The following is a 26,923-nucleotide window of genomic DNA, read 5'->3' as shown; positions in this document are numbered from 1 at the left end:
CTTGTCGGCCCCGCCGGGCGGGCCGCCGGGCGAGCGCCACGGCCACCCGGTCCGGCGCCGGCGCGGCGGCCGGAACGGGCCGCCGCGCCGGCGATGTTGCGATGCGATGCGCGGGAATGCTTAGCGTTGCGCGGCGATCCAGCGGTCGACCTTGGCTTCCAGCAGACTCAGGGGAAGCGTGCCGTCGCTCAACACCACCTCGTGGAACTTCGGCAGGCTGAACTTGTCGCCCAGCGCCTGCTGGGCGCGTTGGCGCAGTTGGACGATCTTCAGGGAACCGATTTTGTAGCCCAGCGCCTGGCCGGGCCAGGCCATGTAGCGCTCGGTCTCGCTCTTGGCCACGGCGTCGTAGCCCAGCGTGTCGTGCATGTAGGCGATGCTTTGCTCGCGCGTCCAGCCCTTGGCGTGCATGCCGGTGTCGACCACCAGGCGGGTGGCGCGCAGCAGCTCGTCGTTCAGGTGGCCGAAGTATTGCTCCGGATCGTTGAACAGGCCCATCTCCTTGCCCAGCGTTTCGGCGTACAGCGCCCAGCCCTCGGTGTAGGCGTTGTTGCCGCCGTATTTGCGGAAGTCGGGCAGGTTCAGCTCCTGCATCAGGGCGATGTGGAAGTGGTGGCCGGGCTTGCCCTCGTGCAGGAACAGGGTGGTCATGCCGGTGTTGCCGTACTTGGCGGGATCGTTGACCACCGACCAGAACACGCCGGGGCGCGAGCCGTCGCCGGCCGGCGCGGTGTAGTGGTCGGAGGCGGTGGCGCGGCTCAGCTCGGGTTCCAGGCGCAGGTCCAGCTTGGCCTTGGGCAGCAGGGTGAACAGCTGGGGCAGCTTGGTGTCGAGGATCTGGTCGAGCTGGTGGTAGACGGCCTGCACTTCCTGTTCGGTCTTGAAGGGGAAGAACTTGGCCTGCTGCGCGACCCAGACCGGCAGGCCGGCGGCCGGGCCGGTGTAGCCCAGTTGCGGGCCGAGCAGGGCGAACTGTTGCTGGATGCGCGCCACTTCCTGCAGTCCGGTGGCGTGGATCTGTTCCGGCGTCAGCGTGGTGGTGGTGGCGTTGGCGACGCGGGCGCGGTACCAGGCCTGGCCGTTGGGCAGGTCGCCCAGGCCGGTGCTGGCGCGGCAGGCCGGCAGGTAGTCTTGCTCGAGGAAGCCGGCCAGGCGGGCCAGCGCCGGCATCAGCCGCTCGGCCACCACGGCGCGGTAGGCGGCGCCAAGGCGCTGCTGCTCGGCGGCGGAGAAGGCGGCGGGGAACTTGTTGACCGGGGTGTAGAAGATGTTGCCCTCGGGCGTGGCGCTGAGCAGCTTCTGGAACTGCGGCAGGGCCGACTGCATGATCGCCTTCGGCACGGTGACGCCCTGGCGCATGCCCAGGCGCATGTTGGCGATGGCCTGGTCTATCCATGCGGGCAACTGGCCGAGGCGGTTCAGATAGGCCTCGTATTCCTTGACCGTGGTGAGCGGCTGCGAGCCTTCGCCGCCGGCGTAGTTGGCCAGCATCATCGGCACGCTGTCCATCTGGTTGATCGGCAGCAGGTGCTCGGGGAACTTCTCCATCGCCAGCAGGCCGCGCAGTTCGAAGTCGAGGATGTCGTAGTTGATGCGGGCGCGCTCGTCGAGCTTGGCGCGGGCGATGCCGTGCAGGCGCTTGGCGAACTGGCGGTACAGGGCGGACTGGCGGGCGCGCTGGGCCGGCGCGATGGACAGGCCGAGTTGGTCGTCGAAGCGGTTGTCGCCGTTTTCGGTGGCGCCGATCGGTTCGAAGCGGGCCAGCGCCTGGTAGTAGGCGTCGGCCAGGGCCAGCAGTTGGCGGCTGGCCGGGTTGGCCGTATGGCCGCTCGCGCTCGCGCTCGCGGCGGCGGCGGGCGCTGGCGGCGCGGCGGCGGCGGGGCCGGCGCACAGCGCGGCCAGGCTCAGGCAGGCGGCGGCCAGCGGGCCGAGGCGGACGGATACGAGGGGGCTGCGGGTGGTGCGAGGCGTCATTGCGGATTCCTGAGTAGGTGTCACGGTGTCGAAACAAGGCGGCGACAAGGATACGCGATGCGGCGCGACTGTCGGGGGTAAATTTGTAACGCCGCCACACAATTTCCTTGTGGAAATGCTAAATATCACTTTGCAATCAATTTCCATTGTTTTAGCGAAAAATTGTCCTACTCTGAAACTTGCCGCAACGATAGATGATGTTCTTGCGGGCATATACGGCGCGGTCGCCCGGCAGGGCGGCGGCGATCCAAACAAAAATATCTCGGGGGTAGCATGAAGAAATTAGCAGCAGCAAGCTTGGTGGCGGCACTGGTGGTTCCCATGTCGGCGATGGCCGTGCCGACGGTCAATTGGACGCTGTGGAGCGACAGCAGCAGCGGCACGACAATGCAGAACGCGGTGTCGATCAACGTCACGTATACCGGCGACACCATCGGCATGGACACCAACCCGGTCTTCTACAACGTGCCCAGCTCGTTTACCAGCGCGGAGGTGCCCAACACCCCGGGCAGCAACGGCACCATCCTGATGCAGGGCGGCAACTCGACCATCAACGGTTTCCATTTCGACACGCCGGTGGTCAACCCCTACATGGCGATGTTCAGTGTCGGCCAGAACGGCGTGCCGGTCAGCTTCAACTTCCAGGACGGCCTGAGCTTCACGCTGCTGAGCCAAGGCGGGGGCAACTGGGGCGGCGGCTTGTTGACGCCGTCCAGCGGCAGCAGCATCGTCGGCTACGAGGGCAACGGCGTGATCAAGTTCACCGGCACCTTCACCGACATCCGCTTCACCACGCCGAACAGCGAATACTATTACGGCGCGACGATAGGCGTGGCCGAGGTGGCGGCGGTGCCGGAGCCGTCCAGCTACGCGATGCTGGCGGCCGGGCTGGGCCTGCTGGGTTGGACCGCGCGGCGGCGCCAGTTGGCGGCGGCGCGCACGGAACGCTGAGCGCGGCGGCCGGGACCGCCGGCTGCCAGGCCGGCGGTCAACTCAGGCAACAAGACAGCATGAAGGCAGGGGGCCGGGACCGGGGGGACCGGCCCCCTGTTTTGTCCGGCCGCGCCCGCCTCAGGCGGCGGCCTCGGCGAAGCGCTGCTCGCACAGCGCCGCCACCAGGTCGGACTGGGTGACGATGCCGATCACCCGCCCGGCGCCGCTCAGCCCGGCAAGCCGTGCGACACCAGCTCCAGCGGCAGCGCCGTGGTGACCTTGATCTGCTCCATCGAGAAGGCAGAGCTGACGCCGGTCAGCTGCGACACCTTGATCAGCTTCTTGTAGAAGCGGTCGTAGCCCTCGATGTCGGTGGTGACCACCTTGAGCAGGTAGTCGACGTCGCCGCTCATGCGGTGGAACTCCTGCACCTCGGGCAGGGCGGTGACGGCGGCGGCGAAGCGGGCCAGCCACTTGTCGTCGTGCTGGCTGGTGCGCACGCTGACGAACACCGTCACCGGCAGGCCGACCTTGCGCCGGTTGACGATCGCCACCCGGCCCTCGATGTAGCCGTCCTCCTCGAGGCGGCGCAGGCGCTTCCAGCAGGGCGTGCTGGACAGCCCGACCTTCTCGCTGAGGTGGGCGATCGACAGGGTGCCGTCGGCCTGCAGCGCGGCGAGGATGGCGTAGTCGTAGCGGTCGAGTGGATTCATTCTATTTTTCAACAAAATTTAGCATATTCATGCTACGTGATGAGCAATCAACAGATATTTTAGAACATATTTACCGGCGGGAATGAGTAAGCTGTCCATTATTCGACCACTTTACGCGCGCCCCACCATGATCAAGACCGAAATCTACCTCGACGGCAACGCCACCTCCGCCGTGCTGCCCGCCGCCATCGCCGCCGCCGTCGACGCCATGGGCGAACGCTTCGGCAACCCGAGCAGCTCGCACGCCGCCGGCCTGAAGGCCAAGGCGCTGCTGGAGGGCGTGCGCCAGCGCGGCGCGCGCCTGCTCGGCGTGGGCGACGGCAAGCTGCTGTTCACCAGCGGCGCCACCGAGGGCATCCAGACCGCCGTGCTGTCGGCCCTGTGCGCGCTGCGCGCGCGGCGCGCCGCCGGCGAGGCGATCGGCGCGCTGCTGGTGTACGGCGCCACCGAGCACAAGGCGGTGCCGGAGGCGTTGGCGCACTGGAACCGCCTGCTCGGCCTCGACCTGGAGCTGCACGCGCTGGCGGTCGACCAGGACGGCCGCCACGACCTGGCCGCGCTGCGCGCGCTGGCCGGGCGCGCCGCGCTGGTCTGCACCATGGCCGCCAACAACGAGACCGGCGTGATCTCCGACCTGGCCGGCATCGAGGCGGTGCTGCGCGACAGCGCCAGCGCCGCCTACTGGCTGGTCGACTGCGTGCAGGCGCTGGGCAAGCTGACGCTGGAGCTGGCCGCCAGCCGCATCGACTACGCGCCGTTCTCCGGCCACAAGCTGTACGCGCCGAAGGGCATCGGCATGCTGTACGTGCGCGCCGGCGCGCCGTTCACCGCGCTGATGATGGGCGGAGGCCAGGAGGGCGGCATGCGCTCGGGCACCGAGAACATGGCCGGCATCGCCGCGCTGGGCGCGGTGCTCGAGGCGCTCGAGGGCGGCGCCACCTTCCGCAGCCACGCCGAGCTGGCCGGCGTGCGCGCCCGCCTGGCCGACAGCCTGCGCGCGGCGCTGCCCGGCGTGGTGTTCAACAACCCCTTCGCCAAGGCGCTGCCGACCACCCTGAACTTCTCCGTGCCGGGCCTGGCCAGCGGCGAGCTGATGGACGTGTTCGACGCCGCCGGCCTGCGCGTCAGCGCCGGCAGCGCCTGCTCGGCCAAGAAGGCCGCGCCCAGCTACGTGCTGGACGCCATGGGCCTGGCGGCCTGGCGCAGCAGCGGCGCGATCCGCCTGTCGTTCGGCGCGCTGATCGACGACGCCAGCGTGGCCGAGGCCTGCGCCCGCATCGTCCGCTGCGGCGAGGCGCTGCGCGCCAGCTGCCTGCTGCCGTCGGCGCAGGCGCCGCTGCCGCACGACGGCGTGGTGCAACTGGGCGTGGAGGGCGAGTGCAGCTGGCTGGTGTTGGACGCGGCCAGCCGCAGCTGCGTGGTGATCGACGCGCTGGCCGAGCACGGCGAGCGCATCGAGCAGTTCGTCCGCTGCCAGCAGTACCGCGTGCGCGCCGTGCTGGCCAGCGCCGCCGGGATGGCCAACCCGGCCAAGCCGGACGGCCGCGCCGCGCTGGCCGCCGCGCTGGCCGACAATATGGACGACGGCGCCGTCGACGCCTTCGGCTGGCCGGCCGGCGCCGCCGCGCTGACGCTGGCCGACGGCGGCGCCGCCGAGGGCCTGGCGCTGGGCGCGCGCACGCTGGCCTGCGCGCGCCACGCCGACGGCAGCCGCAGCTACCTGCTCGGCGGCGGCGCGACCGCCACCGCGCTGCCGGCCGACGCCGTGCGCTTCGCCTTCTGCGGCCACGCCGCCCAGCCCGGCCTGGCGGCGCTGCTGGCCGCCGACACGCTGCTGTGCCCGTCGCGCGACGCGCACAACCAGTTCTGCAGCAGCCCGCGCGCGCTGCGCGCCGCGCCGCTGGCCGCGCCGGCCGACACCACCGCGTTGCAGATCGACGCGGCGGCGCTGGCCCAGTTCCTGCGCCGCCATCCCGAGGCGCTGCTGGTCGACGTGCGCGAACCCTACGAGTACGCCGCCGCCGCGCCGACCGGCCCGAACGGCCGCGCCGCGCTGAGCGTGCCGCTGAGCCGGCTCGCCGCCCAGCTCGACGAGTGGCTGCGCGGCGCGCCGGTGCCGCTGGTGTTCTTCTGCCGCAGCGGCAACCGCAGCGTCAAGGCGGCGCAGTGCCTGCGCCGGCTCGGCTACGCCCAGGCCTGGAACCTGAGCGGCGGCCTGGCGCTGGCGCCGCTGGCCTGGGCCGCCTAGGGCCGGCGGTTCGGCGGCGCCCATAGAGGGTCAGACCCTAGGGTCTGACCCTGGTTCCGCGCCCGTTGGCGCCGCCGCCGCCGCCCCCCCGTGGCGCCGCGCTTGCCGCGCGCTGTGTACGTCTGCGCACGGTGGCCAGCCGTGCGCCCCGCTACCATGCCTTGGAACATACTTTCCATCGCGTGGTTCGCGCGCCCGCCGGCCTTCCTGCCGGCCGGCGCGCGGGCGGCGCCGTCCCCGTCCGGGGGCCGACAGCGAGGTCACTTTGAAACTACTCACCGCATTGCACGCCTGGTGCACCCCAGGCTTCCGCGAGGCGCGCTCCGGCGCCGTCCGCCCCGACGACGACGACGAGCTGCCGCTGCGCGCCGAGCTGTTCAGCGCGGCGCAGATGGCGGCCCACGGCAAGACCCTGGCCGGCCAGCACTCGCTGAGCCGGCCCAGCTTCGCCGGCCGCCGCGACCGCCTGCTGGCGCGGCTGGCCGAGAACGCCGAGCTGATCGGCGCCACCTGCGTCGAGCTGACCGCCGCCGTGACGGCCGGGCGCCAGGTGACGCCGGCCTCCGAGTGGCTGCTCGACAACTACTACCTGATCGAGGAGCAGATCCGCACCGCGCGCCGCCACCTGCCCAAGGGCTACAGCCGGCAGCTGCCACGGCTGGCCGGCGCCGGCGTCGAGGGCTGCCCGCGCGCCTACAAGCTGGCGCTGGAGATCATCTCGCACGGCGACGGCCGGGTCGACCCGGAGAGCCTGCGCCGCTTCGTCGACGCCTACCAGGAGGGCGCCGCCCTCGAGCTGGGCGAGCTGTGGGCCATCCCCATCATGCTGCGCCTGGCGCTGATCGAGAACCTGCGCCGGGTCGCCGCGCGGGTCGCCGACAACCGCCGCGAGCGCGACCTGGCGGCCGACTGGGCCGAGCGGATGGGCGAGGTGGCCGAGCACAACGCCAGCGGCCTGATCCTGCTGGTGGCCGACATGGCGCGCTCCGAGCCGCCCGTCACCAGCGCCTTCGTCGCCGAGCTGGCGCGCCGCCTGCAGGGGCAGAGCCAGGCGCTGACGCTGGCGCTGTCCTGGCTGGGCCACCGCCTGGCCGAGGCCGGCCTGACCATCGAGCAGCAGATCCAGAGCGAGATCCAGCAGCAGGCCGCCGAGCAGGTCTCGATCAGCAACAGCATCGGCAGCCTGCGCGTGCTCGGCAGCATGGACTGGCAGGAGTTCGTCGAGTCGATGAGCGTGGTCGAGCGCGAGCTGCGCCAGGCCCGGCCGAGGTGTATCCACGGATGGACTTCGCCACCCGCGACCAGTACCGCCACGTCGTCGAGCGGCTGGCGCGGCGCTGCCGGCACAGCGAGGCCGAGGTGGCCGCCGTGGCGCTGCAGCTGGCGCGGCTGCAGGCCGGCGGCGTCGACGCGCGCCACCGCCACGTCGGCCACTACCTGGTCGGCGCCGGCCAGCGCCTGCTGGCGCGCCAGCTGTGCGTGCGCCTGGCGCCGTGGCCGGCGCTGCAGGCGCGCGCCCGCGCCGCGCCGCTGGCCAGCTACCTGGGCGCGGCCGGCCTGCTGGCGCTGGCCGTGGCGGCGCCGCTGCTGGCGCGCGCCGCCGCCGACGGCGCCCGCGGCCCGGCGCTGGCCGCGCTGGCGCTGCTGGCGCTGCCGGCCAGCGCCCAGCTGGCGCTGGCGCTGGTCAACTGGGGCGCCACCCTGCTGACCCGGCCGCACCCGCTGCCGCGCATGGACCTGCGCGGCGGCGTGCCGGCCGGCGCCCGCAGCCTGGTGGTGGTGCCGACGCTGATCTACAGCGCCGACAACGTCGCCGCGCTGGGCGAGCAGATGGAGGTGCGCTACCTGGCCAACCGCGACCCGCAACTGCTGTTCTGCCTGCTCACCGACTACGCCGACGCCGCCGCCGAGAGCCAGCCCGGCGACGCCGCGCTGCTGGCCCAGGCCTGCCAGTGCGTGCGCGCGCTCAACGCCCGCTACGCCGGCGCCGACGCGCCCGGCCCCTTCCTGCTGCTGCACCGGCCGCGCCGCTGGAACGAGCGCGAGGGTGTCTGGATGGGCCACGAGCGCAAGCGCGGCAAGCTGCTCGAGCTGAACGCCTTCCTGCGCGGCCACGGCGGCGAACGCTTCGCCGCCGTCGAGGGCGAGGCGGCCGTGCTGGCCGCGCTGGACACGGTCAAGTACGTCATCACGCTCGACACCGACACCCAGCTGCCGCGCGACGCCGCGCGCCAGTTCATCGCCGCCATGGAGCACCCGCTCAACGCCGCCCGCGTCGACCCCCGGCTGGGCCGGGTGGTCGAGGGCTACGGCATCCTGCAGCCGCGGGTCGCCGCCAGCCTGCCCGGCGAGCGCGCCTCGCGCTACGAGAAGCTGTGCGGCGGCGAGCCCGGCATCGACCCCTACACGCGCACCGTCTCCGACGTCTACCAGGACGTGTTCTACGAGGGCTCCTTCATCGGCAAGGGCATCTACGCGGTCGACGTGTTCGAGCAGGTGCTGGCGGCGCGCCTGCCCGACAACCGCATCCTCAGCCACGACCTGATCGAGGGCTGCTACCTGCGCGCCGGCCTGCTCAGCGACGCCCAGTTGTACGAGGCCTACCCGGCCCGCTACAGCGAGGACGTGGCGCGGCGCCAGCGCTGGATCCGCGGCGACTGGCAGCTGCTGGCCTGGCTGCTGCCGCGGGTGCCGGCCGGCGTCGACGGCGCCGGCCGCGAGGCCAACCCGCTGTCGGCGCTGTCGCGCTGGAAGCTGTTCGACAACCTGCGCCGCAGCCTGGTGGCGCCGACCCTGCTGGCCCTGCTGCTGCTGGGCTGGGCGCTGCCCGGCCAGGCCTGGTTGTGGAGCGGCGCCGTGCTGGCCGTGCTGTTCGGCCCCGGCCTGCTGGGCGCCCTGGTCGACCTCGACCGCAAGCCGGCCGAGACGCTGTGGCGCCAGCACCTGGCCGGCTCGCTGCGGCGCAGCGGCCTGCAACTGGCGCACGCCCTGCTGCAACTGGTGTTCCTGCCCTACGAGGCGGCCTTCAGCCTGGACGCGGCGGCGCGCAGCGCCTGGCGCCTGCTGCTCAGCCGGCGCCACCTGCTCGAGTGGCGCGCCTCGGCGCTGGCGCGCGCCGCGGACGGCCTGGCCGCCAACTGGCGCGCCATGTGGTGCGCGCCGCTGCTGGCGGGCGGCGCCGGCGCCGCGCTGGCGCTGTGGCGGCCGGACGCGCTGGCCGCCGCCGCCGTGTTCCTGCCGGCCTGGCTCGGCTCGCCGCTGGCGGCCTGGTGGATCAGCCGCCCGGCCGCCGTCGCGCCGGACCAGCTGTCGGCCGAGCAGCACCGCTTCCTGCGCCTGCTGGCGCGGCGCACCTGGGCCTTCTTCGAGGACCACGTCGGCCCGGCCGACCACTGGCTGCCGCCCGACAACGTGCAGGAGCAGCCGCTGGCCGTGGTGGCGCACCGCACCTCGCCGACCAACATCGGCCTGGCCCTGCTGGCCAACCTGAGCGCCTACGACTTCGGCTTCGTCGGCGTCGGCGCGCTGCTCGAGCGCAGCGAGCGCACCCTGGCCAGCATGGCCCTGCTCGAGCGCCACCAGGGCCACCTGTACAACTGGTACGACACGCTGAGCCTGCAGCCGCTGCTGCCGGTCTACATCTCCACCGTCGACAGCGGCAACCTGGCCGGCCACCTGCTGGTGCTGCGCGCCGGCCTGCTCGAGCTGCTCGAGCGGCCGCTGCTCGGCGCCCAGCTGTTCGACGGCCTGGCCGTCACCGCCGCCGTGCTCGACGAGGCGCTGGCCGCCGCCGCCGAGCCGGGCCCCGGCGCGGGCCCGGGCCCGGGCCTGACGGTGCCGGCGCCGCTGGCCGCCGCCGCCGCCGCGCTGCGCCGGCACCTGGCCGCGCCGCCGCCGCCCGACCGGCTGCCGGCGCTGCACGCCTGGCTGGCGCACGGCGCCGCGCTGGCCGAGGCGCTGTCGGCCCGGGTCGAGGCGCTGGGCGAGGCCACGGCGCGCGACTGGGCCGCCGCGCTGGCGCGCCAGTGCCGCGCCGCCGAGCAGGAGCTGGCCGAGCTGGCGCCCTGGGCCACCCTGCCGGCCGAGGCGGTGTTCGACGCCGCCCTGCTGCGCATGCCGACCCTGCGCGCGCTGGCCGGGCTGCAACCGGCCGCCGCCAGCGCCTCCGACCTGGCGCCCGACGAGCGCGCCCGCCAGCAGCAGCTGGCCGAGCTGGTGGCGCTGGGCGGCGCCCGCGCCGCCAGCCGCATCGAGCGCATCGCCGCGCTGGCCGCGCTGGCCCGCGCCCAGGCGCAGATGGACTACTCCTTCCTCTACAACCCGGCCACCAAGCTGCTGGCGATCGGCTACAGCGTCAGCGAGCGCCGCCTCGACGCCAGCTGCTACGACCTGCTGGCCTCCGAGGTGCGCCTGGCCAGCTTCGTCGCCATCGCCCAGGGCCAGCTGCCGCAGCAGCACTGGTTCGCGCTGGGGCGCCAGCTGTGCATGGTCGGCGGCCGCCCGCTGCTGCTGTCGTGGAGCGGCTCGATGTTCGAATACCTGATGCCGCTGCTGGTCATGCCGAGCTACCCGAACACCCTGCTGACGCAGACCTACCACGCCGTGCTCGACGCGCAGATCGACTACGGCCGCCAGCGCGGCGTGCCGTGGGGCGTCTCCGAGTCCGGCTACAACACCGTCGACGCCAGCCTGAACTACCAGTACCGCGCCTTCGGCGTGCCCGGCCTGGGCCTCAAGCGCGGCCTGGCCGACGACCTGGTGGTGGCGCCCTACGCCTGCATGATGGGGCTGATGGTGCGGCCCGAGGCGGCCTGCCAGAACCTGCAGCGCATGGCCGCCCTGGGCTTCCTCGGCCGCTACGGCTTCTACGAGGCGGTCGACTACACCGGCAGCCGCCTGCCGCGCGGCCAGAGCGCCGCCGTGGTGCGCTCCTTCATGGTGCACCACCAGGGCATGGGCCTGCTGGCCATCGGCTACCTGCTGCACGAGCGGCCGATGCAGCGCCGCTTCGAGGCCGACGCCGAGCTGCGCGCCACCCTGCTGCTGCTGCAGGAGCGCATCCCGCAGGCCGGCGCCTTCCACCCGCAGCAGCAGGCCGAGGGCGAGCCGCGCCCGGCCGCCGCCGAGCAGGTCATGCCGCTGCGCGTGCTGACCCAGCCCAACACCGCGCTGCCCGAGACCCAGCTGCTGTCGAACGGCCGCTACCACGTCATGGTCAGCCACGCCGGCGGCGGCTCGAGCCGCTGGCGCGACCTGGCCGTGACCCGCTGGCGCGAGGACGGCACGCGCGACAACTGGGGCAGCTTCTGCTACCTGCGCGACGTCGACAGCGGCGCCGTCTGGTCGACCACCTACCAGCCGACCCTGGCCGCGCCGCGCAAGTACGAGGTGATCTTCTCCGAGGGCCGCGCCGAGTTCCGCCGCGGCGACCACGAGCTCGACCTGCACACCGAGATCGTCGTCTCGCCGGAGGACGACATCGAGCTGCGCCGCACCCGCATCACCAACAAGTCGGCGCGCCGCCGCGTCGTCGAGCTGACCAGCTACGCCGAGGTGGTGATGGCGGCGCCGGCCGCCGACGCCGCCCACCCGGCCTTCGGCAAGCTGTTCGTGCAGACCGAGATCCTGCACCACGAGGGCGCCATCCTGTGCGCGCGCCGGCCGCGCGGCAAGGACGAGGCGACGCCGACCCTGCTGCACCTGATGACGGTGCACGACGCCGCCGTCGCCGAGCTGTCCTTCGAGACCGACCGCGCCCGCTTCATCGGCCGCGGCCGCAGCGCCATCGCGCCGCTGGCCATGGCCCAGGCCGGGCCGCTGGGCGGCGGCGCCGGCCCGGTGCTCGACCCGGTGGTGGCGATCCGCTACCAGATCACGCTCGAGCCGGACCAGAGCGCCACCGTCGACATCGTCAGCGGCATGACCGACACGCGCGAGGCGGCGCTGCACCTGATCGACAAGTACCAGGACCGCCACCTGGCCGACCGCGTCTTCGAGCTGGCCTGGACCCACAGCCAGGTGGTGCTGCGCCAGCTCAACGCCAGCGAGGCCGACGCCCAGCTCTACGCCCGCCTGGCCAGCACCGTCATCTACCCCAACGCGCTGCTGCGCGCCGAGCCGGCCGTGCTGCAGAGGAACCAGCGCGGCCAGTCCGGCCTGTGGGCCTACGCCATCTCCGGCGACCTGCCGATCGTGCTGCTGCAGATCCGCGACCCGGCCAACATCGAGCTGGCGCGCCAGCTGGTGCAGGCGCACGCCTACTGGCGCCTGAAGGGCCTGGTGGTCGACCTGGTCATCTGGTACGAGGACCAGGCCGGCTACCGCCAACTGCTGCACGAGCAGATCATGGGCCTGATCGCCTCCGGCAACGACGCCCAGGCGATCGACCGGCCGGGCGGCATCTTCGTGCGCCAGGCCGAGCAGATCGCCAACGAGGACCGCGTGCTGCTGCAGTCGGTGGCGCGGGTCGTCATCAGCGACAGCCGCGGCACGCTGGCCGAGCAGATCAAGCGGCCGCCGGCGCCGGCGCCGCGCCTGCCGCCGCCGCTCGGCGAGGGCCGCGCCGGCTTCGCCGCGCCGGCCGCCGCCGCCGCCGCCGCCGGGGCCGGGGCCGGCCCGGCGCCGCTGCTCGACAACGGCATCGGCGGCTTCTCCGCCGACGGCGGCGAGTACCTGATCCGCCACGGCGCCGGCCGGCGCACCCCGGCGCCGTGGAGCAACGTGCTGGCCAACGCCCAGTTCGGCTGCGTGGTGTCGGAGAGCGGCCAGGCCTACACCTGGCACGAGAACGCCCACGAGTTCCGCCTGACGCCCTGGCACAACGACCCGGTGGGCGACGCCAGCGGCGAGGCCTTCTACCTGCGCGACGAGCACAGCGGCCAGGTCTGGTCGCCCACCGCGCTGCCGGCCGGCGGCGCCGGCGAGTACCTGACCCGGCACGGCTTCGGCTACAGCGTGTTCGAGCACAGCGAGGGCGCCATCGCCAGCGAGCTGACCACCTTCGTCGCCCTCGACGCGGCGCTCAAGTACAGCGTGCTGCGCCTGCGCAACGACGGCGCCGCGCCGCGCCGCCTGTCCGTCACCGGCTACGTCGAGTGGGTGCTGGGCGACATGCGCAGCAAGTCCGGCATGCACATCGTCACCGAGCGCGAGCCGGCCAGCGGCGCGCTGTTCGCCCGCAACCCCTACAACACCGAGTTCAGCGGCCGGGTCGCCTTCTTCCACGCCGACGCCGGCCTGGCCGCCGGCGCCAGCTTCAGCGCCGACCGCGCCGAGTTCATCGGCCGCAACGGCAGCCTGGCCGAGCCGGCCGCGCTGCGCCGCACCCGCCTGTCGGGCCGGCTCGGCGCCGGCCTCGACGCCTGCGCCGCGCTGCAGCTGCCCTGCGAGCTGGCGCCCGGCGAGCAGCGCGAGTTCGTCTTCCTGCTCGGCGTCGGCGGCCGCCGCAACGCCGACGCCGGCAGCCTGGTGCGCCAGCACGGCAACGCCGCCGCCGCCGCCGCCGCGCTGGCCGCCGTGCGCGCCCACTGGGCCGCCACCCTGGGCGCGGTGCGGATCGCCACGCCCGACCCGGCGCTCGACGTGCTGGCCAACGGCTGGCTGCTGTACCAGACCATCGCCTGCCGGCTGTGGGCGCGCAGCGGCTACTACCAGTCGGGCGGCGCCTTCGGCTTCCGCGACCAGCTGCAGGACGCCATGGCGGCGCTGCACAGCGCGCCGCAGCTGCTGCGCGAGCACCTGCTGCTGTGCGCCGGCCACCAGTTCGCCGAGGGCGACGTGCAGCACTGGTGGCACCCGCCGTCCGACCGCGGCGTGCGCACCCACTGCTCGGACGACTACCTGTGGCTGCCGCTGGCGGCCTGCCGCTACGCCGCCGTCACCGGCGACCTGGCGGTGCTCGACGAGACCGCGCCCTACCTGGAGGGGCGCGCCGTCAAGCCCGAGGAGGACTCCTACTACGACCTGCCGAGCCGCTCCTCGCACAGCGAGACGCTGTACCAGCACTGCGTGCGGGCGATCCGCCACGGCCTGCGCTACGGCGTCCACGGCCTGCCGCTGATCGGCTCCTGCGACTGGAACGACGGCATGGACAAGGTCGGCGAGCACGGCAAGGGCGAGAGCGTCTGGCTGGCCTTCTTCCTGGTCGAGGTGCTGCAGCGCTTCGCCGAGCTGGCCGAGCGGCGCCAGGACGGCGTCTTCGCCGCCGAGTGCCGGGTCGAGGCCAAGCGCCTGGCCGGCAGCGTCGAGGCCAACGCCTGGGACGGCCAGTGGTACCGCCGCGCCTACTTCGACGACGGCACCCCGCTCGGCTCGCACGCCAACGCCGAGTGCCAGATCGACTCGATCTCGCAGAGCTGGGCGGTGCTGTCGGGCGCCGCCGCGCCGGAGCGGGCGCGCCAGGCGATGGAACAGGTCGACGCCCGCCTGGTGCGGCGCGAGCACGGCCTGATCCAGCTGCTCGACCCGCCGTTCGACCGCGCCGAGCCCAACCCCGGCTACATCCGCGGCTACCTGCCGGGGGTGCGCGAGAACGGCGGCCAGTACACCCACGCCGCCATCTGGACGGTGATGGCCTTCGCCCGCCTGGGCGACGGCGAGCGCGCCTGGCAGCTGCTGCGCATGCTCAACCCGCTGCGCCACGCCGCCGACGCCGAGGGCTGCGCCCGCTACAAGGTCGAGCCCTACGTGGTGACGGCCGACATCTACGCCGTGCCGCCCCACGTCGGCCGGGGCGGCTGGAGCTGGTACACCGGCTCGGCCGGCTGGATGTACCGCCTGATCGTCGAGGAGATGCTGGGCCTGACGCGGGCCGGCGAGCGGCTGCGCCTGGCGCCGCACCTGCCGGCCGACTGGGACGGCTTCGCCATCAGCTACCGCCACGGCGGCGCCGTCTACCGGATCGAGGTGCGCCGCGCCGCGGCCGGCGCGGCCGGCCTGAGCCTCGACGGCGTGGCCCAGCCGGACGCCAGCTTCGCCCTGGTCGACGACGGCGCCAGCCATGTGGTGGACTTGCAAGTGGCGGCCGCCCCGCGCGGCTGAACGCGGCGGGCGTAAAAAAACCGGCGCCGCGTGGGCGGCGCCGGTCCGGCGGAAGAGGCGGGGAAAACGGAGGACGGAAACGGAGGACGGAAACGGCAAGGCGCGAACGCGCCTCCTATTTGTCGACGCGGATCATGCCCCAGGGCGAGGCGACGTCGCGGCGGCGGCCCGCCAGCAGCAGGATGGCGATGCCGACCAGAAACATTGTGTAAATCTCCGGCTCGGGGATCGGTTCGGGCGGCGGCGCCGGATGTTGCGTCCGTGGTTGCGCCCGGGCTTGGCCGTCCAGGCCGGCTCGAGCGTCGCGCCGCGGCGCCGGCGCCAGTTGGCCCGGCGCCAGATAGTCCGCCGTTTCGTCCAGACCGGTGCGCATCTCCGCCACATCGCCCAAATCAGCCCGCTCCAAGCCGGCGAGCAGATGGGTGGCGGCCAGCTCGTCGAGCTGGAAGGCGGGCAAGGCCGGGGCCGGCGCCGCGATGGACATGCTGGTGGCGCCGGCCAGGCCGCTCAACCCCAGGGTCAACGCCGCGATCGCCAGTTTGCTCTGGACACTCATTTACAACCTCTTTCAAAGATTTCATACTTAACAAAGATGATATCTTATCAATTTTTCGAGATCTGTGTGCGAACGCACATAAGTGGGCAGAAAAACACGCAAATCGGCAAGCTGTGGCGTGCCGGAAACGTCCTAGAAACCCCAGCCGGCGCCGGCGCCCAGCAGCGTGGCCAGGCCGAGCAGGGCGAACACGGCCGCCGCGATGCCGTGCACCAATTTCAGCGACACCCGGCCGGCGATGCGCTCGCCCAGGTAGACCGCCGGCACGTTGGCCAGCATCATGCCGACCGTGGTGCCGGCCACCACCGCCGCCAGGCTGTGGTAGCGCGCCGCCAGCGCCACCGTGGCGATCTGCGTCTTGTCGCCCATCTCGGCCATGAAGAAGGCGATCAGGGTGGTCAGGAACACGCCGTAGCCGGCCAGCTTGGTGTCCTCGTCGTCGAGTTTGTCGGGCACCAGGGTCCAGGCGGCCATCGCCAGGAAGCCGGCGCCCAGCACCCAGCGCAGCAGGTCCGGCCCCATCAGGCCGGTGACCCAGCCGCCGACGGCGGCGGCGAAGGCGTGGTTGGCGATGGTGGCGACGAGGATCGCCAGCACGATGGGCAGGGGACGGCGGAATTTGGCGGCCAGCACGAAGGCCAGCAACTGGGTTTTGTCGCCGATTTCGGCGAGCGCGACGATGCCGCTAGAGACGAGGAAAGCTTCCATGGGAGTGAGGGTGGTACGCGGGCCGGACGGTTTACCAATGATCCAGGGGCGACTCCGGCCCATGCGGCCGCCCCTTGATCAATGGTCTCGTCAAGTGGATCACCATCTGCACCACGGCCTGCGGGCCGATTATGTTGATGCAGATTCCGCCGGACGGGCCGACGGACGACTACTCCCCAATGTTCAGCGGCGATGATACCGCAACGCCGCCGCCCGGTCCAGCGCGGCGCCCTGTGCTATTCTGCTCGGCGCTGCTGCCCTTGCCGGCAATCTTTTTCAATTGCTCATTTTTTGCGAAGACCACCATGCCCACTCCACATTCCCTGCGCCTGGCGCTGTGCCTGCTGCTCGGCCTCGCCGCCCAGGCCCAGGCCGACCCGCTCAGCTACGCCCGCTACGACCAGGTGCGCACCAGCGACCTGCACCTCGACCTGAAGGCCGACTTCGCCAGCAAGACGCTGAGCGGCTACGCCGAACTGAGCCTGAACTGGCTCGACAAGTCGGCGCGCAGCCTGGTGCTCGACACGCGCGACCTGAGCATCGCCCGCGTCCAGGTGCTGGGCGCCAACGGCAAGTGGGCGCCGGCCTCCTACATGCTCGACAAGCTGGAGGCCGACAAGGGCCGCGCCCTGCGCATCGCCGTCGCCGCCCAGCCGCGGAAGGTGCGCATCTACTACCACACGGCGCCCGCCGCCGCCGCGTTGCAGTGGATGACGCCGCAGCAGACCATGTCGGGCAAGCGGCCCTTCATGTTCAGCCAGTCCGAGACCATCAACGCGCGCTCCTGGGCGCCGTTGCAGGACACCCCGGCGGTGCGCTTCACCTACAGCGCCCGCATCGACGCGCCGGCCGGCCTGCGCGTGGTGATGAGCGCCGAGAACGACCAGAACGCCACCGGCGCCGGCGGCTGGAAGTTCCGCATGGCCCAGCCGATCCCGGCCTACCTGCTGGCCATCGCCATCGGCGAGCTCGAGCTGCGCAAGCTCGGCCCGCGCTCGGCCGTCTACGCCGAGCCGGCCCGCATCGAAGCGGCCGCCTGGGAGCTGGCCGACACCGAGAAGATGATCGCCGCCGCCGAGAGCCTGTACGGCCCCTACCGCTGGGAGCGCTACGACATGATCGTGCTGCCGCCGTCCTTCCCCATCGGCGGCATGGAGAACCCGCGCCTGACCTTCCTGACGCCGACCATGATCGCCGGCGACCGCAGCCTGGTCGACCTGATCGCCCACGAGCTGGCCCACTCCTGGTCCGGCAACCTGGTCACCAACGCCTCGTGGAAGCACTGGTGGCTCAACGAGGGCTTCACCACCTACGTGACGACGCGCATCGTCGAGAGCCTGTACGGCGCCGACGTCGCCGAGATCGGCCTGCAGCTCGAGCAGGAGGAGCTGTTCGCCTCGCTGCCGGAGATCCCGCCGGCGCGCCAGGCGCTGGTCAGCCGCGACCCCGACGAGCGGCCGGCCGCCACCTACACCGACGAGGGCCTGGCCTATCCGAAGGGCGCCTGGTTCCTGCGCACGCTCGAGCAGCGCGCCGGCCGCGCCGTGTTCGACCCCTTCCTGCGCGGCTGGTTCGACCAGCACGCCTTCCAGTCGGCCACCACCGGGCAGTTCCTCGCCTACCTGCGCAAGAACCTGCTCGACGGCCATCCCGAGCTGATGGGCGAGGCCGAGCTCGACGAGTGGCTGCACGGCGTCGGCGTGCCGGCCAGCGCCAAGCGCGCCGTCTCGCCACGGCTGGCCGCCGTCGACGCCCAGCGCGACGCCTGGCTCAAGGGCGCGCTGGCCACCAAGGATGTCGACAGCAAGGCCTGGATCGCCACCGAGTGGATGCACTTCCTCAACGACATCAGCGGCAAGGCCACGGCGGCGCAGTTGGCCGAGCTCGACCAGCAGTTCGGCCTGGGCAAGAGCGGCAACAACGAGATCGCCTACCGCTTCTACCTGGCCTCGGTGAAGGCCGGCTACAACGTGCGCGAGCCGCTCGGCAGCTTCCTGATGAGCGTGGGCCGGCAGAAGTTCGTCGTGCCGCTGTACACCGCGCTGCTCAAGACGCCGGACGACAAGGCCTGGGCCAAGGCGCTGTACGCCAAGGCGCGCGAACGCTACCACCCGGTGACCCAGGGCGCGGTCGACAAGCAGTTCGCCAAGAAGTAGGGCGCCCGGCGGCGCCCGCCGCCCGGCGCCGCGCCGCCCGCCGCGCGGCAGACAAGGCCAGTTCCGTCGGACTGGCCTTTTTTTTCGCTCAGGAGAATGTCTTGGTTTTAGGTAATATTGCAAATATAGTATTATCGTGGGGGATGTGGCGCGTGCCGCCCGCGCGGTGTCGGGTCCGTTCAACCGCCTCTCCCTCCAACGCCAAGGAATTTCATGATCTATTGCAAGGCCCACAAGTTGGCAGCGTCGATGTTGAGCTGCCTAATCACCACCCTGGCCGCCGCTAACCCACCCGAGCTGCCCGCCCAAGACCTGCTGGGCTACTGGCGCTTCGACGAAAGTGCCGGCGCCTTGGCCGCCGACGCCAGCGGCAAGAACAACCATGCTACCTTGGTGAACGGTCCGTCGTGGCTACCCGGTGTCAACGGCAACGCCCTCAGTTTGACGACTGCGGACGGCCAGCCGGGCCGCTATGTGCAGTTCCCCGCGTCGCTACAGGGCCAGGCGTTTCCCGCCAACGGCACATTGGCATTTTGGATCAAGGGTAGTTTCTCGTCCACGCAGGCTCAGCGGAAAATATTGGATCAGTACGATATGACGCGCGACCACCTGTTTATCCGGGCTAGCCGGGTGCTGGATCAGGGGGTACTACAAATCGGCCTGCAGAACAAAGGGAACTATGTGAAGCCGGTGGGCGCTATCCTGGCGTCCGGAATCCCCGCACCAGGTATGTTGCCGGTCGCCCCTGACAGCTGGACGCATGTCGCGCTGGCCTGGGACAGCGGCAAGCAGATGATGCGCATCTACAAAAACGGCGAACTCGCCATCTCCTACTTCTGGGAGGGCGAGTTCAATGGCTGGCAGCCGAGGCAACAAAGCTTGCAGTTCGGTGTGCCCGGCAAAAACGAGGGCGCCGACATGGCGCTCGACGGTCTTGCCCTCTACCAGCGCGCCTTGTCGCCGGCCGAGCTGAAGGCGATGTACGCCGGCACTCCGGTGCCGCCGCCCGACACCAGCGCGCCGCCGGCCCCGGCCGGCTGCTCCGCCGAGCCGGCCTCGCCCAACAGCGCAACCTTGCGCTGGAGCGCCGCACAGGACGAGACCGCCTTGGCCGGGTATCGTTTGTACCGCGATGGCATGCCCGTCGCTTACCTGCCGCCGAGCGCGACGGGTTTTCTCGCTACCGGCCTGGGCCCGGCCAGCGACTACACCTTCGCCGTGGTCGCCTATGACAGTAGCGGCAACCTTGCCGCACCCTGCGTGATCGCCGCGCGCACCACCGACGCCAGGCTGCTTTTTCACAGCGGCCTAGAGGCCAACGATCCCGGCGCCGGCAAATTGGACGGCTGGACGGTGCAAAGCCCGCCCGGCGCCGTCAGCGTCAGTCAGGAGCAGGCCAGGGCTGGCGTCCACTCGCTGAAGTTCGACTTCAAGTTCGCCGACTGGCGCGAGAAAAGCATGCTGCGGGCCGAAGCGGCACCGAGTCCAAACAACAGCGCCGTAACGCACGTGCTGGGGAACAGCTATTGGAGTGGCTTCAGTCAGTTCATCCCGGCCAGCTGGGACGATGAAAAAAAGGACAACAACGAAGAGGTTGTTTGGCAATACCACGGCGCGATCAAGGGACCGAGCAGCATCGGCGCGCCGCTCGCCCTGTATTTGGACAAGGGCCGTGCCCGCATCGTGCTGCAGGCGAACGAACAGCCCGGCTCGGTGTATTGGCCCGCAGCGGCCGACAAAGGCAAGGCGGCGCACATGCCGCCACCGCACGAACTGTGGAGCGAGTCTAGCGCTCAGCTGAAGGGGCGATGGGTTGACTGGGTCATCCACGTCAACTTCGACTACGGCGCCACGCCCGGCTTCGTGCAAGTCTGGAAGGACGGTGTCAAAATCGTCGACTACACCGGCCTCACCATGTATCGCCTCGACAAGGACTACCAGGACAACGAGAACGGGCCTTACCTGAAGATGGGCGACTATAAGTGGGGCTGGGGTGCGCGGCCGAGCAGCATCGCCGAGCGTGTCCTGTATGTCGACGAAGTCCGCATTGGCTCGGCCGAAGCAAGCTGTGCCGACGTTTTGCCGAGCGGCGCCCAGCCTTGTGGCCAGCCCGTCGTCAGCGATGTCGCCATGCGTTCCGACCTGAACTCTCCCGGCATTGCCCATGTTGGATCGCGGATCACGCTGACGTTCGTGCTGAACCAGCCCCCGTTCAGCGTACCGAAGGTGATGCTGGCGGGGCGGGCCGCCACCGTGGTCGCCGGCGCGAACAGTACCTGGAGCGCGTATATCGACGTGACGGCTGGCGACGCCGACGGTCCGGTCGACATTTCTGTTGCGGCTGTCAACAACGACGGATCGGCGGCCACGACGGCGATCCGTGTCACAGTGGGACTGCCAGTGTTGGTCGACAAGCAGTTCGCCAAGAAGTAGGGCGCCCGGCGCCGCGCCGCCCGCCGCGCGGCAACCAAGGCCAGTCCCGTCGGACTGGCCTTTTTTTGCCTCCGCGCGTACCGCCTCGCGCTACCCCAAGTGGCGTCCGATGGTGCTCCGCACAAATGACTGGAGTCTTGCCCGGGAAATTGCAACACTTTGTTTCCGGCGCGACGTGCGCCCCAAGCAAACCAGGAGGCAGGCATGATGGCGAGACAGGCGATGTGGCAACGCATGATGTTGCTCGGCACCTTGTGCTGCCTGGCCGGCTCGGCCCCTGCCGCGCCGTCGCCGTCGCCGGCCCCCGCCGGGCCCGCCGCCGAGGCCGGCGGCCCGCCCAAGGGCGTGGCCCTGTTCGAGCGTTACGCCCCCAGCATGCCCGACATTTCGCTGCGCTTCCGCCTGCTCGGCTTCCCCACCGACGCGCTGCGCAAGCCCATGCGCTTGAGCCAGGCCGGCGGGCCGGCCGCGCCGCCGCCGGCCTTTGCCTACCTGGACGACGGCCCGGCGCCGACGGCGTCCGCCGCCACGGCACCGCGCGCGCGCTGAACGGAGTCGACCATGATGAACATCCTGAGCAGATTGAGCTGGGCCATGCTGCTGTTGCTGGGCGGTTGCGCCGTGCTCGGCAACGGCGCCGTCAGCCGCATGAGCCGTGGCGAGATGGACCACGCCATCAAGGTCGGCCACAGCACCAAGGCCGACATCGTCGCCGCCTTCGGCGACTCGCACGTGTTCAAGTTCGACAGCGGCTACGAGATCTGGGTCTACCAGGACCGGCAGAGCGTGCCCGGCTTCGTGCGCTACCTGCCCATCATCGGCACGGCCGCGCTGTTCGTGCCGGACCGCAGCCGCGAGCTGGTGCTGCTGTTCGGCAGCGACGGTGTGCTGCGCAAGTACCGCCTGCACCAATTCCGCAGTTAACCCTCGACGCGGTTGCGGCCGAGGTGCTTGGCGCGGTACAGCGCCAGGTCGGCGGCGTGGAACAGGCCGTCGAGGGCGGCCCGCTCGCCGCTGGCGGCGGCCACGCCGAAGCTGGCGGTGATGCGCAGGATGTGGCCGTCGACCAGCGGCAGCGGCTCGGCCTCGATGGCGCGGCGCAGCCGCTCGGCCACCACGCGCGCCGCGTTCAGGTCGCAGTAGGCCGGCATGACGACGAACTCCTCGCCGCCGTAGCGCGCCAGGATCTCGCCGTCGCGCAGCTCGTGGCGCACCAGCGCGGCGACGCGGATCAGCACCTGGTCGCCGGCGTCGTGGCCGTGGCAGTCGTTGACCGACTTGAAGTGGTCGATGTCGAACAGGATCACCGCCAGCGACAGGTCGTTCTCCTGCGCGCCGCGCATGCGCTGCTGGCCGGCGGCGGTGAAGGCGCGCCGGTTCAGGATGCCGGTCAGGTAGTCGGTGTCGGCGCTGCGGCGCAGCTCCTCCATCAGCTGCTGGCGCTCCTGCTCCAGGCGCCGCTTGTCGAGCGCGCCGGCGCGCAGCGCCACCAGGGCGCGCAGCAGGTCGCCCACCTCGTCGCGCCGGCGCGTGCCGCGCACCTCGCTGGCCAGGTCGCCGTTGCTCAGGTTGACCAGCGCGCGCGTCGCCCACAGCAGCGGCCGGATCACCCGGCGCCGCACGATCAGGGCCAGCACCGCCAGCACCAGCAGGGTCAGCGCGCCGGTGGCGCAGGCCAGCAGCAACTGGCGCCGGGCCGTGTGGTAGGCCTGCTGGGCCTGTTCCAGCGAGGCCTCCAGCAGCACGTCGCGCACGCGCAGGATGGGCGCCATGGTCGGCACGTAGCGCTCGGCGAACTGGCCGGTGTCCATTTGGTAGGGCCGGCCGGCGCGGCTGGCCTCGACCATGGCGGCCACCAGCGCCAGGCCGTCGCCGAAGTAGCGCTGCTCCATCGCGCGCAGCGCCGCCAGCAGGCGCGGGTCGGTGGCCACATTGTTGGTGGGCAGCTTGATCAGCTCGCGCAGCTGTTCGATGCGGCCCTCGATGAACTGGATGCGCCGCTGCGCCGCCTCGTCGAGCGGCCGGCGCGCCACCAGCGCCGCCGTCAGCTGCGAGCCGAGGCGGCCGGCGTACTCGCGCAGCTCGACGGCGAAGCGGGCGTTCTGCAAGATCACCGAGAACTGCGGATAGCGCAGCTGCGAGCTGCGCGAGAACTCGTTGACGGTCTCCATGATGATCGGCACCAGGGCGAACATCTGCTCGACGGTGGCGGTCAGCTCGGCCGGGGCGCGCTGCTCCTGCGGCAGGGCGGCCAGGCGGTCGACCGTCCGGCGCGCCGCCGCCAGCGCCTGCCGCACCCGCTGCAGCGCGGCCAGCGCGGCGGCCGACGGCGCCGGGCCGGCGCCGACGGCGTCCTGCAGCTCGGCCAGGGCGCGGTCGCTGGCGCCGCGCGCGGCGGCCAGGCGTTGCAGGCGCAGCGCCTGGTGCGGCAGGGCGTCGCCCAGCATGCCGTTGACCGGGCCGCGCTCGAAGGACAGCTTCTCGGCCGCCAACATGCTCTTTTGCACCAGTTGCAGGATGCGCAGGCCGTCGGCGGCGGCGCCGTAGTTGTTCCACTCCGTCAGCACGATGCGGCCCAGCATGGCGCTGCTGAGCAACGCCAACACGGCGATGGAGACGGCGAACAGGCGGGTCAGTTTCATGGCGGGAAATTCTCTTGCAGTTTGCTCGGCGTGTGGCGGGAAAACGTTTGCCCTCGCAAATCGTATTTTTCTAAATGGCAATATGCCACAAGACGGCCGCCGTGTCGCCCGGCATCTGCCGGCGGTGGCCGGCGGCGCCACGTTTGCGGCCGCGCCGGGTGGTTGCGGTACAGGATTGGTCTGCTCGACGGCGCTTGCGGTCTTGGATTGGCATTCTTGTTGCCGCATGAAACGCAACACGCCGCGGCGCTGCCGGCGCGCCGCCTCAGGGCAGCGGCCGCAGTTCGAACACGCGGCGCTTGCCGGCGCGGATCTCGTCCAGGCTGCGGCGGAAGGCCGGCACGCCGTTGAACAGGCGGGCGAAGCTGCCGTCCTGTTGCGCCAGGCGCAGGCCGCGCTCGATGCGCGCCGCCAGCGCCGGATTGTCGCGGCTGACGAAGAAGTGGAAGGGCACGTGGTAGTGCAGGAAGATGTCCGGTTCGACCACCAGGTCGCGCCCGGCGTGCACGCGCTGCTCGAACCAGGCCTCGTAGACGCCGCGCGGCAGGTAGTCGAAGCGGCCGCCCTGCAGCATGGGGAACAGGAACTCGTAGGAGATCGCCGTCACCACCGGCAGGCCGTTGGCGCGCAGGATCTCGGTCGAGGGCCAGTTGACGCCGGCGCCGGCGCGCAGCGCGGCCAGTTGCTCGAGCGTGTGCACGGCGGCGAAGCGGGGCGCGTCCTGGCGGCGGATCAGCAACACGCGGTAGTCGTTCAGCTCGCCCAACAGCGACACCGGCACGGCCAGCAGTTCGCGCTCGCGCTGGGCGTTGCTGCCGTCCCACATGACGTTGATCACGCCGTTGTTCTTCAGCTCCAGCGCCTGGCGCGGGCTGGTCAGCGCGCGCGGGAAGACGCTGATCTCGAACGGACCGTCGCTGGCGCGGGTTTTTTCCAGCGCCAGGCGCAGCAGCGCGGGGAAGTAGGCGGCGTGCTCGCGCGCGCTCGGATGCAGCGGCGGCAGTACGATGCGCAGCGGCGCCGCCGGCGGCGCCGGCGGCGCCGCGGCCGACGCCGCTGGCGCCCACGCCAGTAAGGCCGCGAGCAGCGGCGGCAGCGACAGCAGCGAACGGAACATGGACGGAGCGGGCATGCGCGGTGTGGGTGTGGACGAACAAGCCACCATGGTAACTGATCACCGGCCCACGCCGCGCGCGGGCGAAAAAAAGGCCGGGCGGCGCAGCTGCGCCCCCGGCCCGTTGACGCGGCGGCCCTCAGGCCGGCCCGGCTCAGTCCTTCTTGCCGATGGCGCGGTAGATCAGCGCGCCGAGCAGGGCGCCGGCGATCGGCGCCACCCAGAACAACCACAGCTGGCTGGTGGCCCAACCGCCCACGTACAGCGCCACGCCGGTGCTGCGCGCCGGGTTGACCGAGGTGTTGGTGACCGGGATGCTGATCAGGTGGATCAGGGTCAGGCACAGGCCGATCGGCAGCGGCGCGAAGCCGGCCGGGGCGCGGCCGTCGGTGGCGCCGAGGATGACGACCAGGAACATCGCCGTCATCACCACCTCGGTGACCAGCGCGGCGGTCAGCGAGTAGCCGCCCGGCGAGTGCTCGCCGTAGCCGTTCGAGGCGAAGCCGCCGGCCAGGTCGAAACCGGCCTTGCCGCTGGCGATCAGGTACAGCACGCCGCCGGCGGCGATGCCGCCGAGCACCTGGGCGACGATGTAGGGCAGCAGCTTGCTGGCGGGGAAGCGGCCGCCGGCCCACAGGCCGATCGACACGGCCGGGTTCAGGTGGCAGCCGGAGATGTGGCCGATGGCGTAGGCCATGGTCAGCACGGTCAGGCCGAAGGCCAGCGAGACGCCCAGCAGGCCGATGCCGACGCCGGGGAAGGCGGCCGCCAGCACGGCGCTACCGCAGCCGCCCAGCACCAGCCAGAAGGTACCAAAAAATTCAGCTCCGTATTGTTTCATTGGGCTTGTTCCTATAGAAATGTTGTTGTTGGGAGTGCATTGTCTAAATTATTACTTTGCGACGGTGGCAATGTACATGCGGCGGCCGAAAAAGTCCACCGGCAAAGGCGACAGGGCGTCGGGTTGCGCCTCCGCAACACCGCCGCGCCGCGCCGCCACGGGCGTGGCGCGGGGCGGGCGCGGCGTCGTATGTGTCGATTGGAAATTATTTCTCTTTGGCAGTTATTTAAAGCGCCAGCGCCAACAACTCCAGCTACAATTGGTTTGCCAGTGAGGGCGCGGCCGGGCGTTTCAACGCTTTCCTTTTGCCCTTCCTTGGCACAGAATGTGGGAAGAGATTTCGTAACGGCATGCCCGCGGTCGGCGTGTCCCGAATGGTTTTTTCGGCGGTGGGGTCCAGTGAAAAATATCACCAGTCTCGGCAGCGCAACCCTGTTCCCCCTCGCCCTGGCGCTGGGCGGCGCCGTCGGCACGCTGGCGGCCGGCTGGGGCCACGCCGGCTGGCCGGCCTGGTTGTGGGCCGCGCTGCTGCTGGCCGCCGGCGCCGCCGCCGCGCGCCTGCTCGGCGCGGCCGGCGCCGCGCCGCAGGCCATGATCGAACGCTACCTGGAGGGCCGCGAACAGTTCGGCGACGCCGTGCTGCCGGTCTGGAGCCGCCACCTGGAATCGTCGCGCAGCCAGATGGAGGACGCCGTGGCCGAGCTGGCCGGCCGCTTCTCCTCCATCGTCGACAAGCTCGACAACACCCTGCACGTGGCCGGCGCCGGCCAGCAGGGCGGCGCCGGCCCCTCGCTGGCCGAGGTGTTCGGCCACAGCCAGAGCCAGCTCGGCTCGGTGGTCGCCTCGATGCAGTCGGCGATGCGCTCCAAACAAACCATGCTCGACCAGATCAAGCAGCTCGAGGGCTACACCCGCGAGCTGCGCGGCATGGCCGAGGGCGTCGCCAGCATCGCCGCCCAGACCAATCTGCTGGCGCTCAACGCGGCCATCGAGGCGGCCCGCGCCGGTCCGGCCGGGGCCGGCTTCGCGGTGGTCGCCACCGAGGTGCGCAACCTGTCGAACCGCTCGGCCGAGACCGGCCGCAGCATCGCCGAGCGGGTCGGCCAGATCAGCCGCGCCATCGTCGCCGCCAGCCAGGCGGCCGAGCTGTCGAGCGAGCAGGAGAACGCCTCGCTGCAGTCGGCCGAGGGGCTGATCGCCGCCGTGCTGGGCGACTTCCGCCAGGTCACCGACGCGCTGCAGCAGTCGACCGAGCTGCTCAAGCAGGACAGCGTGGCGATCCAGGGCGAGGTCGGCGAGGCGCTGGTGCAGCTGCAGTTCCAGGACCGGGTCAGCCAGGTGATGGCCCACGTGCGCGACAACATGGACCTGCTGCCGCAGCTGCTGCGCGACAACCGCGCCCGCTACGCCGAGGGCGCGGTCCTCGAGCCGCTGGCCGCCGCCGCCCTGCTCGGCGAGCTCGAGAAGACCTACGCGATGGCCGAGGAGCACGCCGTGCACCACGGCGGCCAGGCCCGCCCGGCGGCCGCCGCCGCCGCCGACGAGGTGACCTTTTTCTAAGGAGAA

At 71.4% G+C, this 26,923-nt stretch carries 18 protein-coding genes and 1 riboswitch; of the genes, 10 read left to right on the top strand and 8 right to left on the bottom strand.

Features of this window, described 5'->3' with window-relative positions; genetic code table 11:
* Positions 1-120: 120 nt before the first annotated feature.
* A complete protein-coding gene (locus QC826_RS27675) occupies positions 121-1,974 on the bottom strand; it encodes a DUF885 family protein (RefSeq protein WP_279763301.1) in 1,854 nt (617 codons plus the stop codon).
* A gap of 25 nt (positions 1,975-1,999) precedes the next feature.
* Here QC826_RS27675 and QC826_RS27670 point away from each other — a divergent pair, with 25 nt between their 5' ends.
* Together QC826_RS27670 and QC826_RS27665 are read left to right on the top strand one after the other, a co-directional pair.
* Positions 2,000-2,251 carry a hypothetical protein gene (locus QC826_RS27670; protein ID WP_279763300.1) on the top strand — a complete coding sequence of 84 codons (252 nt, stop codon included), beginning with the start codon at positions 2,000-2,002 and terminating at the stop codon, positions 2,249-2,251.
* Positions 2,248-2,925, top strand: coding sequence for a PEP-CTERM sorting domain-containing protein (locus tag QC826_RS27665; protein WP_279763299.1), 678 nt, complete (start codon positions 2,248-2,250; stop codon positions 2,923-2,925). The genes QC826_RS27670 and QC826_RS27665 overlap by 4 nt, the downstream gene beginning before the upstream one ends.
* A 209-nt stretch (positions 2,926-3,134) precedes the next feature.
* Here the strand turns inward: QC826_RS27665 and QC826_RS27660 are convergent, their stop codons facing one another.
* Positions 3,135-3,620 (bottom strand): Lrp/AsnC family transcriptional regulator, encoded by a 486-nt coding sequence (locus QC826_RS27660; RefSeq protein WP_279763298.1) that lies wholly within the window; start codon positions 3,618-3,620, stop codon positions 3,135-3,137.
* A gap of 127 nt (positions 3,621-3,747) precedes the next feature.
* Between QC826_RS27660 and QC826_RS27655 the strand changes: the two genes are divergently transcribed.
* The 3 genes from QC826_RS27655 to QC826_RS27650 all read left to right on the top strand — a co-directional run bounded on the left by QC826_RS27655 (position 3,748) and on the right by QC826_RS27650 (position 14,907).
* On the top strand, positions 3,748-5,868 hold the full coding sequence (locus QC826_RS27655; RefSeq protein ID WP_279763297.1) for an aminotransferase class V-fold PLP-dependent enzyme: 2,121 nt from the start codon (positions 3,748-3,750) through the stop codon (positions 5,866-5,868).
* Positions 5,869-6,133: 265 nt separating this feature from the next.
* Positions 6,134-7,576: a hypothetical protein gene (locus tag QC826_RS31410; RefSeq protein ID WP_313872817.1), complete on the top strand. Its 1,443-nt coding sequence runs from the start codon at positions 6,134-6,136 to the stop codon at positions 7,574-7,576.
* A 23-nt stretch (positions 7,577-7,599) separates the two neighbouring features.
* Positions 7,600-14,907 carry a GH36-type glycosyl hydrolase domain-containing protein gene (locus tag QC826_RS27650; RefSeq protein ID WP_313872898.1) on the top strand — a complete coding sequence of 2,436 codons (7,308 nt, stop codon included), beginning with the start codon at positions 7,600-7,602 and terminating at the stop codon, positions 14,905-14,907.
* A gap of 115 nt (positions 14,908-15,022) precedes the next feature.
* On the opposite strand, the gene QC826_RS27645 is transcribed toward QC826_RS27650, so the two are convergent.
* From QC826_RS27645 to QC826_RS27635, 3 genes are all read right to left on the bottom strand, one after another.
* Positions 15,023-15,463: a PEP-CTERM sorting domain-containing protein gene (locus QC826_RS27645; protein WP_279763296.1), complete on the bottom strand. Its 441-nt coding sequence runs from the start codon at positions 15,461-15,463 to the stop codon at positions 15,023-15,025.
* Between the two features lie 132 nt (positions 15,464-15,595).
* The gene (locus QC826_RS27640) at positions 15,596-16,171 is read right to left on the bottom strand and encodes a TMEM165/GDT1 family protein (protein WP_093390834.1); all 576 of its coding nucleotides are present in this window, start codon (positions 16,169-16,171) and stop codon (positions 15,596-15,598) included.
* Between the two features lie 36 nt (positions 16,172-16,207).
* Positions 16,208-16,361: riboswitch (yybP-ykoY riboswitch) on the bottom strand.
* Positions 16,341-16,478 (bottom strand): hypothetical protein, encoded by a 138-nt coding sequence (locus tag QC826_RS27635; protein ID WP_279763295.1) that lies wholly within the window; start codon positions 16,476-16,478, stop codon positions 16,341-16,343. Its footprint overlaps the riboswitch before it by 21 nt.
* On the opposite strand from QC826_RS27635, the gene QC826_RS27630 reads away from it, so the two are divergent.
* From QC826_RS27630 to QC826_RS27615, 4 genes are all read left to right on the top strand, one after another.
* Positions 16,477-18,327 carry a M1 family metallopeptidase gene (locus QC826_RS27630; RefSeq protein ID WP_279763294.1) on the top strand — a complete coding sequence of 617 codons (1,851 nt, stop codon included), beginning with the start codon at positions 16,477-16,479 and terminating at the stop codon, positions 18,325-18,327. The two genes, QC826_RS27635 and QC826_RS27630, sit on opposite strands and share 2 nt — an antisense overlap.
* 213 nt (positions 18,328-18,540) lie before the next feature.
* Positions 18,541-20,760: a heparin lyase I family protein gene (locus QC826_RS27625; RefSeq protein WP_279763293.1), complete on the top strand. Its 2,220-nt coding sequence runs from the start codon at positions 18,541-18,543 to the stop codon at positions 20,758-20,760.
* Positions 20,761-20,964: 204 nt separating this feature from the next.
* Positions 20,965-21,309, top strand: coding sequence for a hypothetical protein (locus QC826_RS27620; RefSeq protein ID WP_279763292.1), 345 nt, complete (start codon positions 20,965-20,967; stop codon positions 21,307-21,309).
* A gap of 12 nt (positions 21,310-21,321) precedes the next feature.
* Positions 21,322-21,684, top strand: coding sequence for a hypothetical protein (locus QC826_RS27615; protein WP_279763291.1), 363 nt, complete (start codon positions 21,322-21,324; stop codon positions 21,682-21,684).
* Here QC826_RS27615 and QC826_RS27610 read toward each other — a convergent pair.
* The 3 genes from QC826_RS27610 to aqpZ all read right to left on the bottom strand — a co-directional run bounded on the left by QC826_RS27610 (position 21,681) and on the right by aqpZ (position 25,357).
* A complete protein-coding gene (locus tag QC826_RS27610) occupies positions 21,681-23,402 on the bottom strand; it encodes a diguanylate cyclase (protein WP_279763290.1) in 1,722 nt (573 codons plus the stop codon). The two genes, QC826_RS27615 and QC826_RS27610, sit on opposite strands and share 4 nt — an antisense overlap.
* A 265-nt stretch (positions 23,403-23,667) precedes the next feature.
* Complete coding sequence (locus QC826_RS27605; RefSeq protein WP_279763288.1) at positions 23,668-24,519, bottom strand: hypothetical protein; 852 nt, start codon at positions 24,517-24,519, stop codon at positions 23,668-23,670.
* Positions 24,520-24,670: 151 nt separating this feature from the next.
* Positions 24,671-25,357 carry an aquaporin Z gene (aqpZ, locus tag QC826_RS27600; RefSeq protein ID WP_093390840.1) on the bottom strand — a complete coding sequence of 229 codons (687 nt, stop codon included), beginning with the start codon at positions 25,355-25,357 and terminating at the stop codon, positions 24,671-24,673.
* A gap of 399 nt (positions 25,358-25,756) precedes the next feature.
* On the opposite strand from aqpZ, the gene QC826_RS27595 reads away from it, so the two are divergent.
* A complete protein-coding gene (locus QC826_RS27595) occupies positions 25,757-26,917 on the top strand; it encodes a methyl-accepting chemotaxis protein (protein ID WP_279763286.1) in 1,161 nt (386 codons plus the stop codon).
* Positions 26,918-26,923 lie beyond the last annotated feature (6 nt).

Source organism: Rugamonas sp. DEMB1, assembly GCF_029834475.1.
GTDB lineage: Bacteria > Pseudomonadota > Gammaproteobacteria > Burkholderiales > Burkholderiaceae_D > Rugamonas > Rugamonas rubra.
Note: the sequence above shows the minus strand (reverse complement) of the source record. Positions and strands in the feature narration are given on the sequence as shown.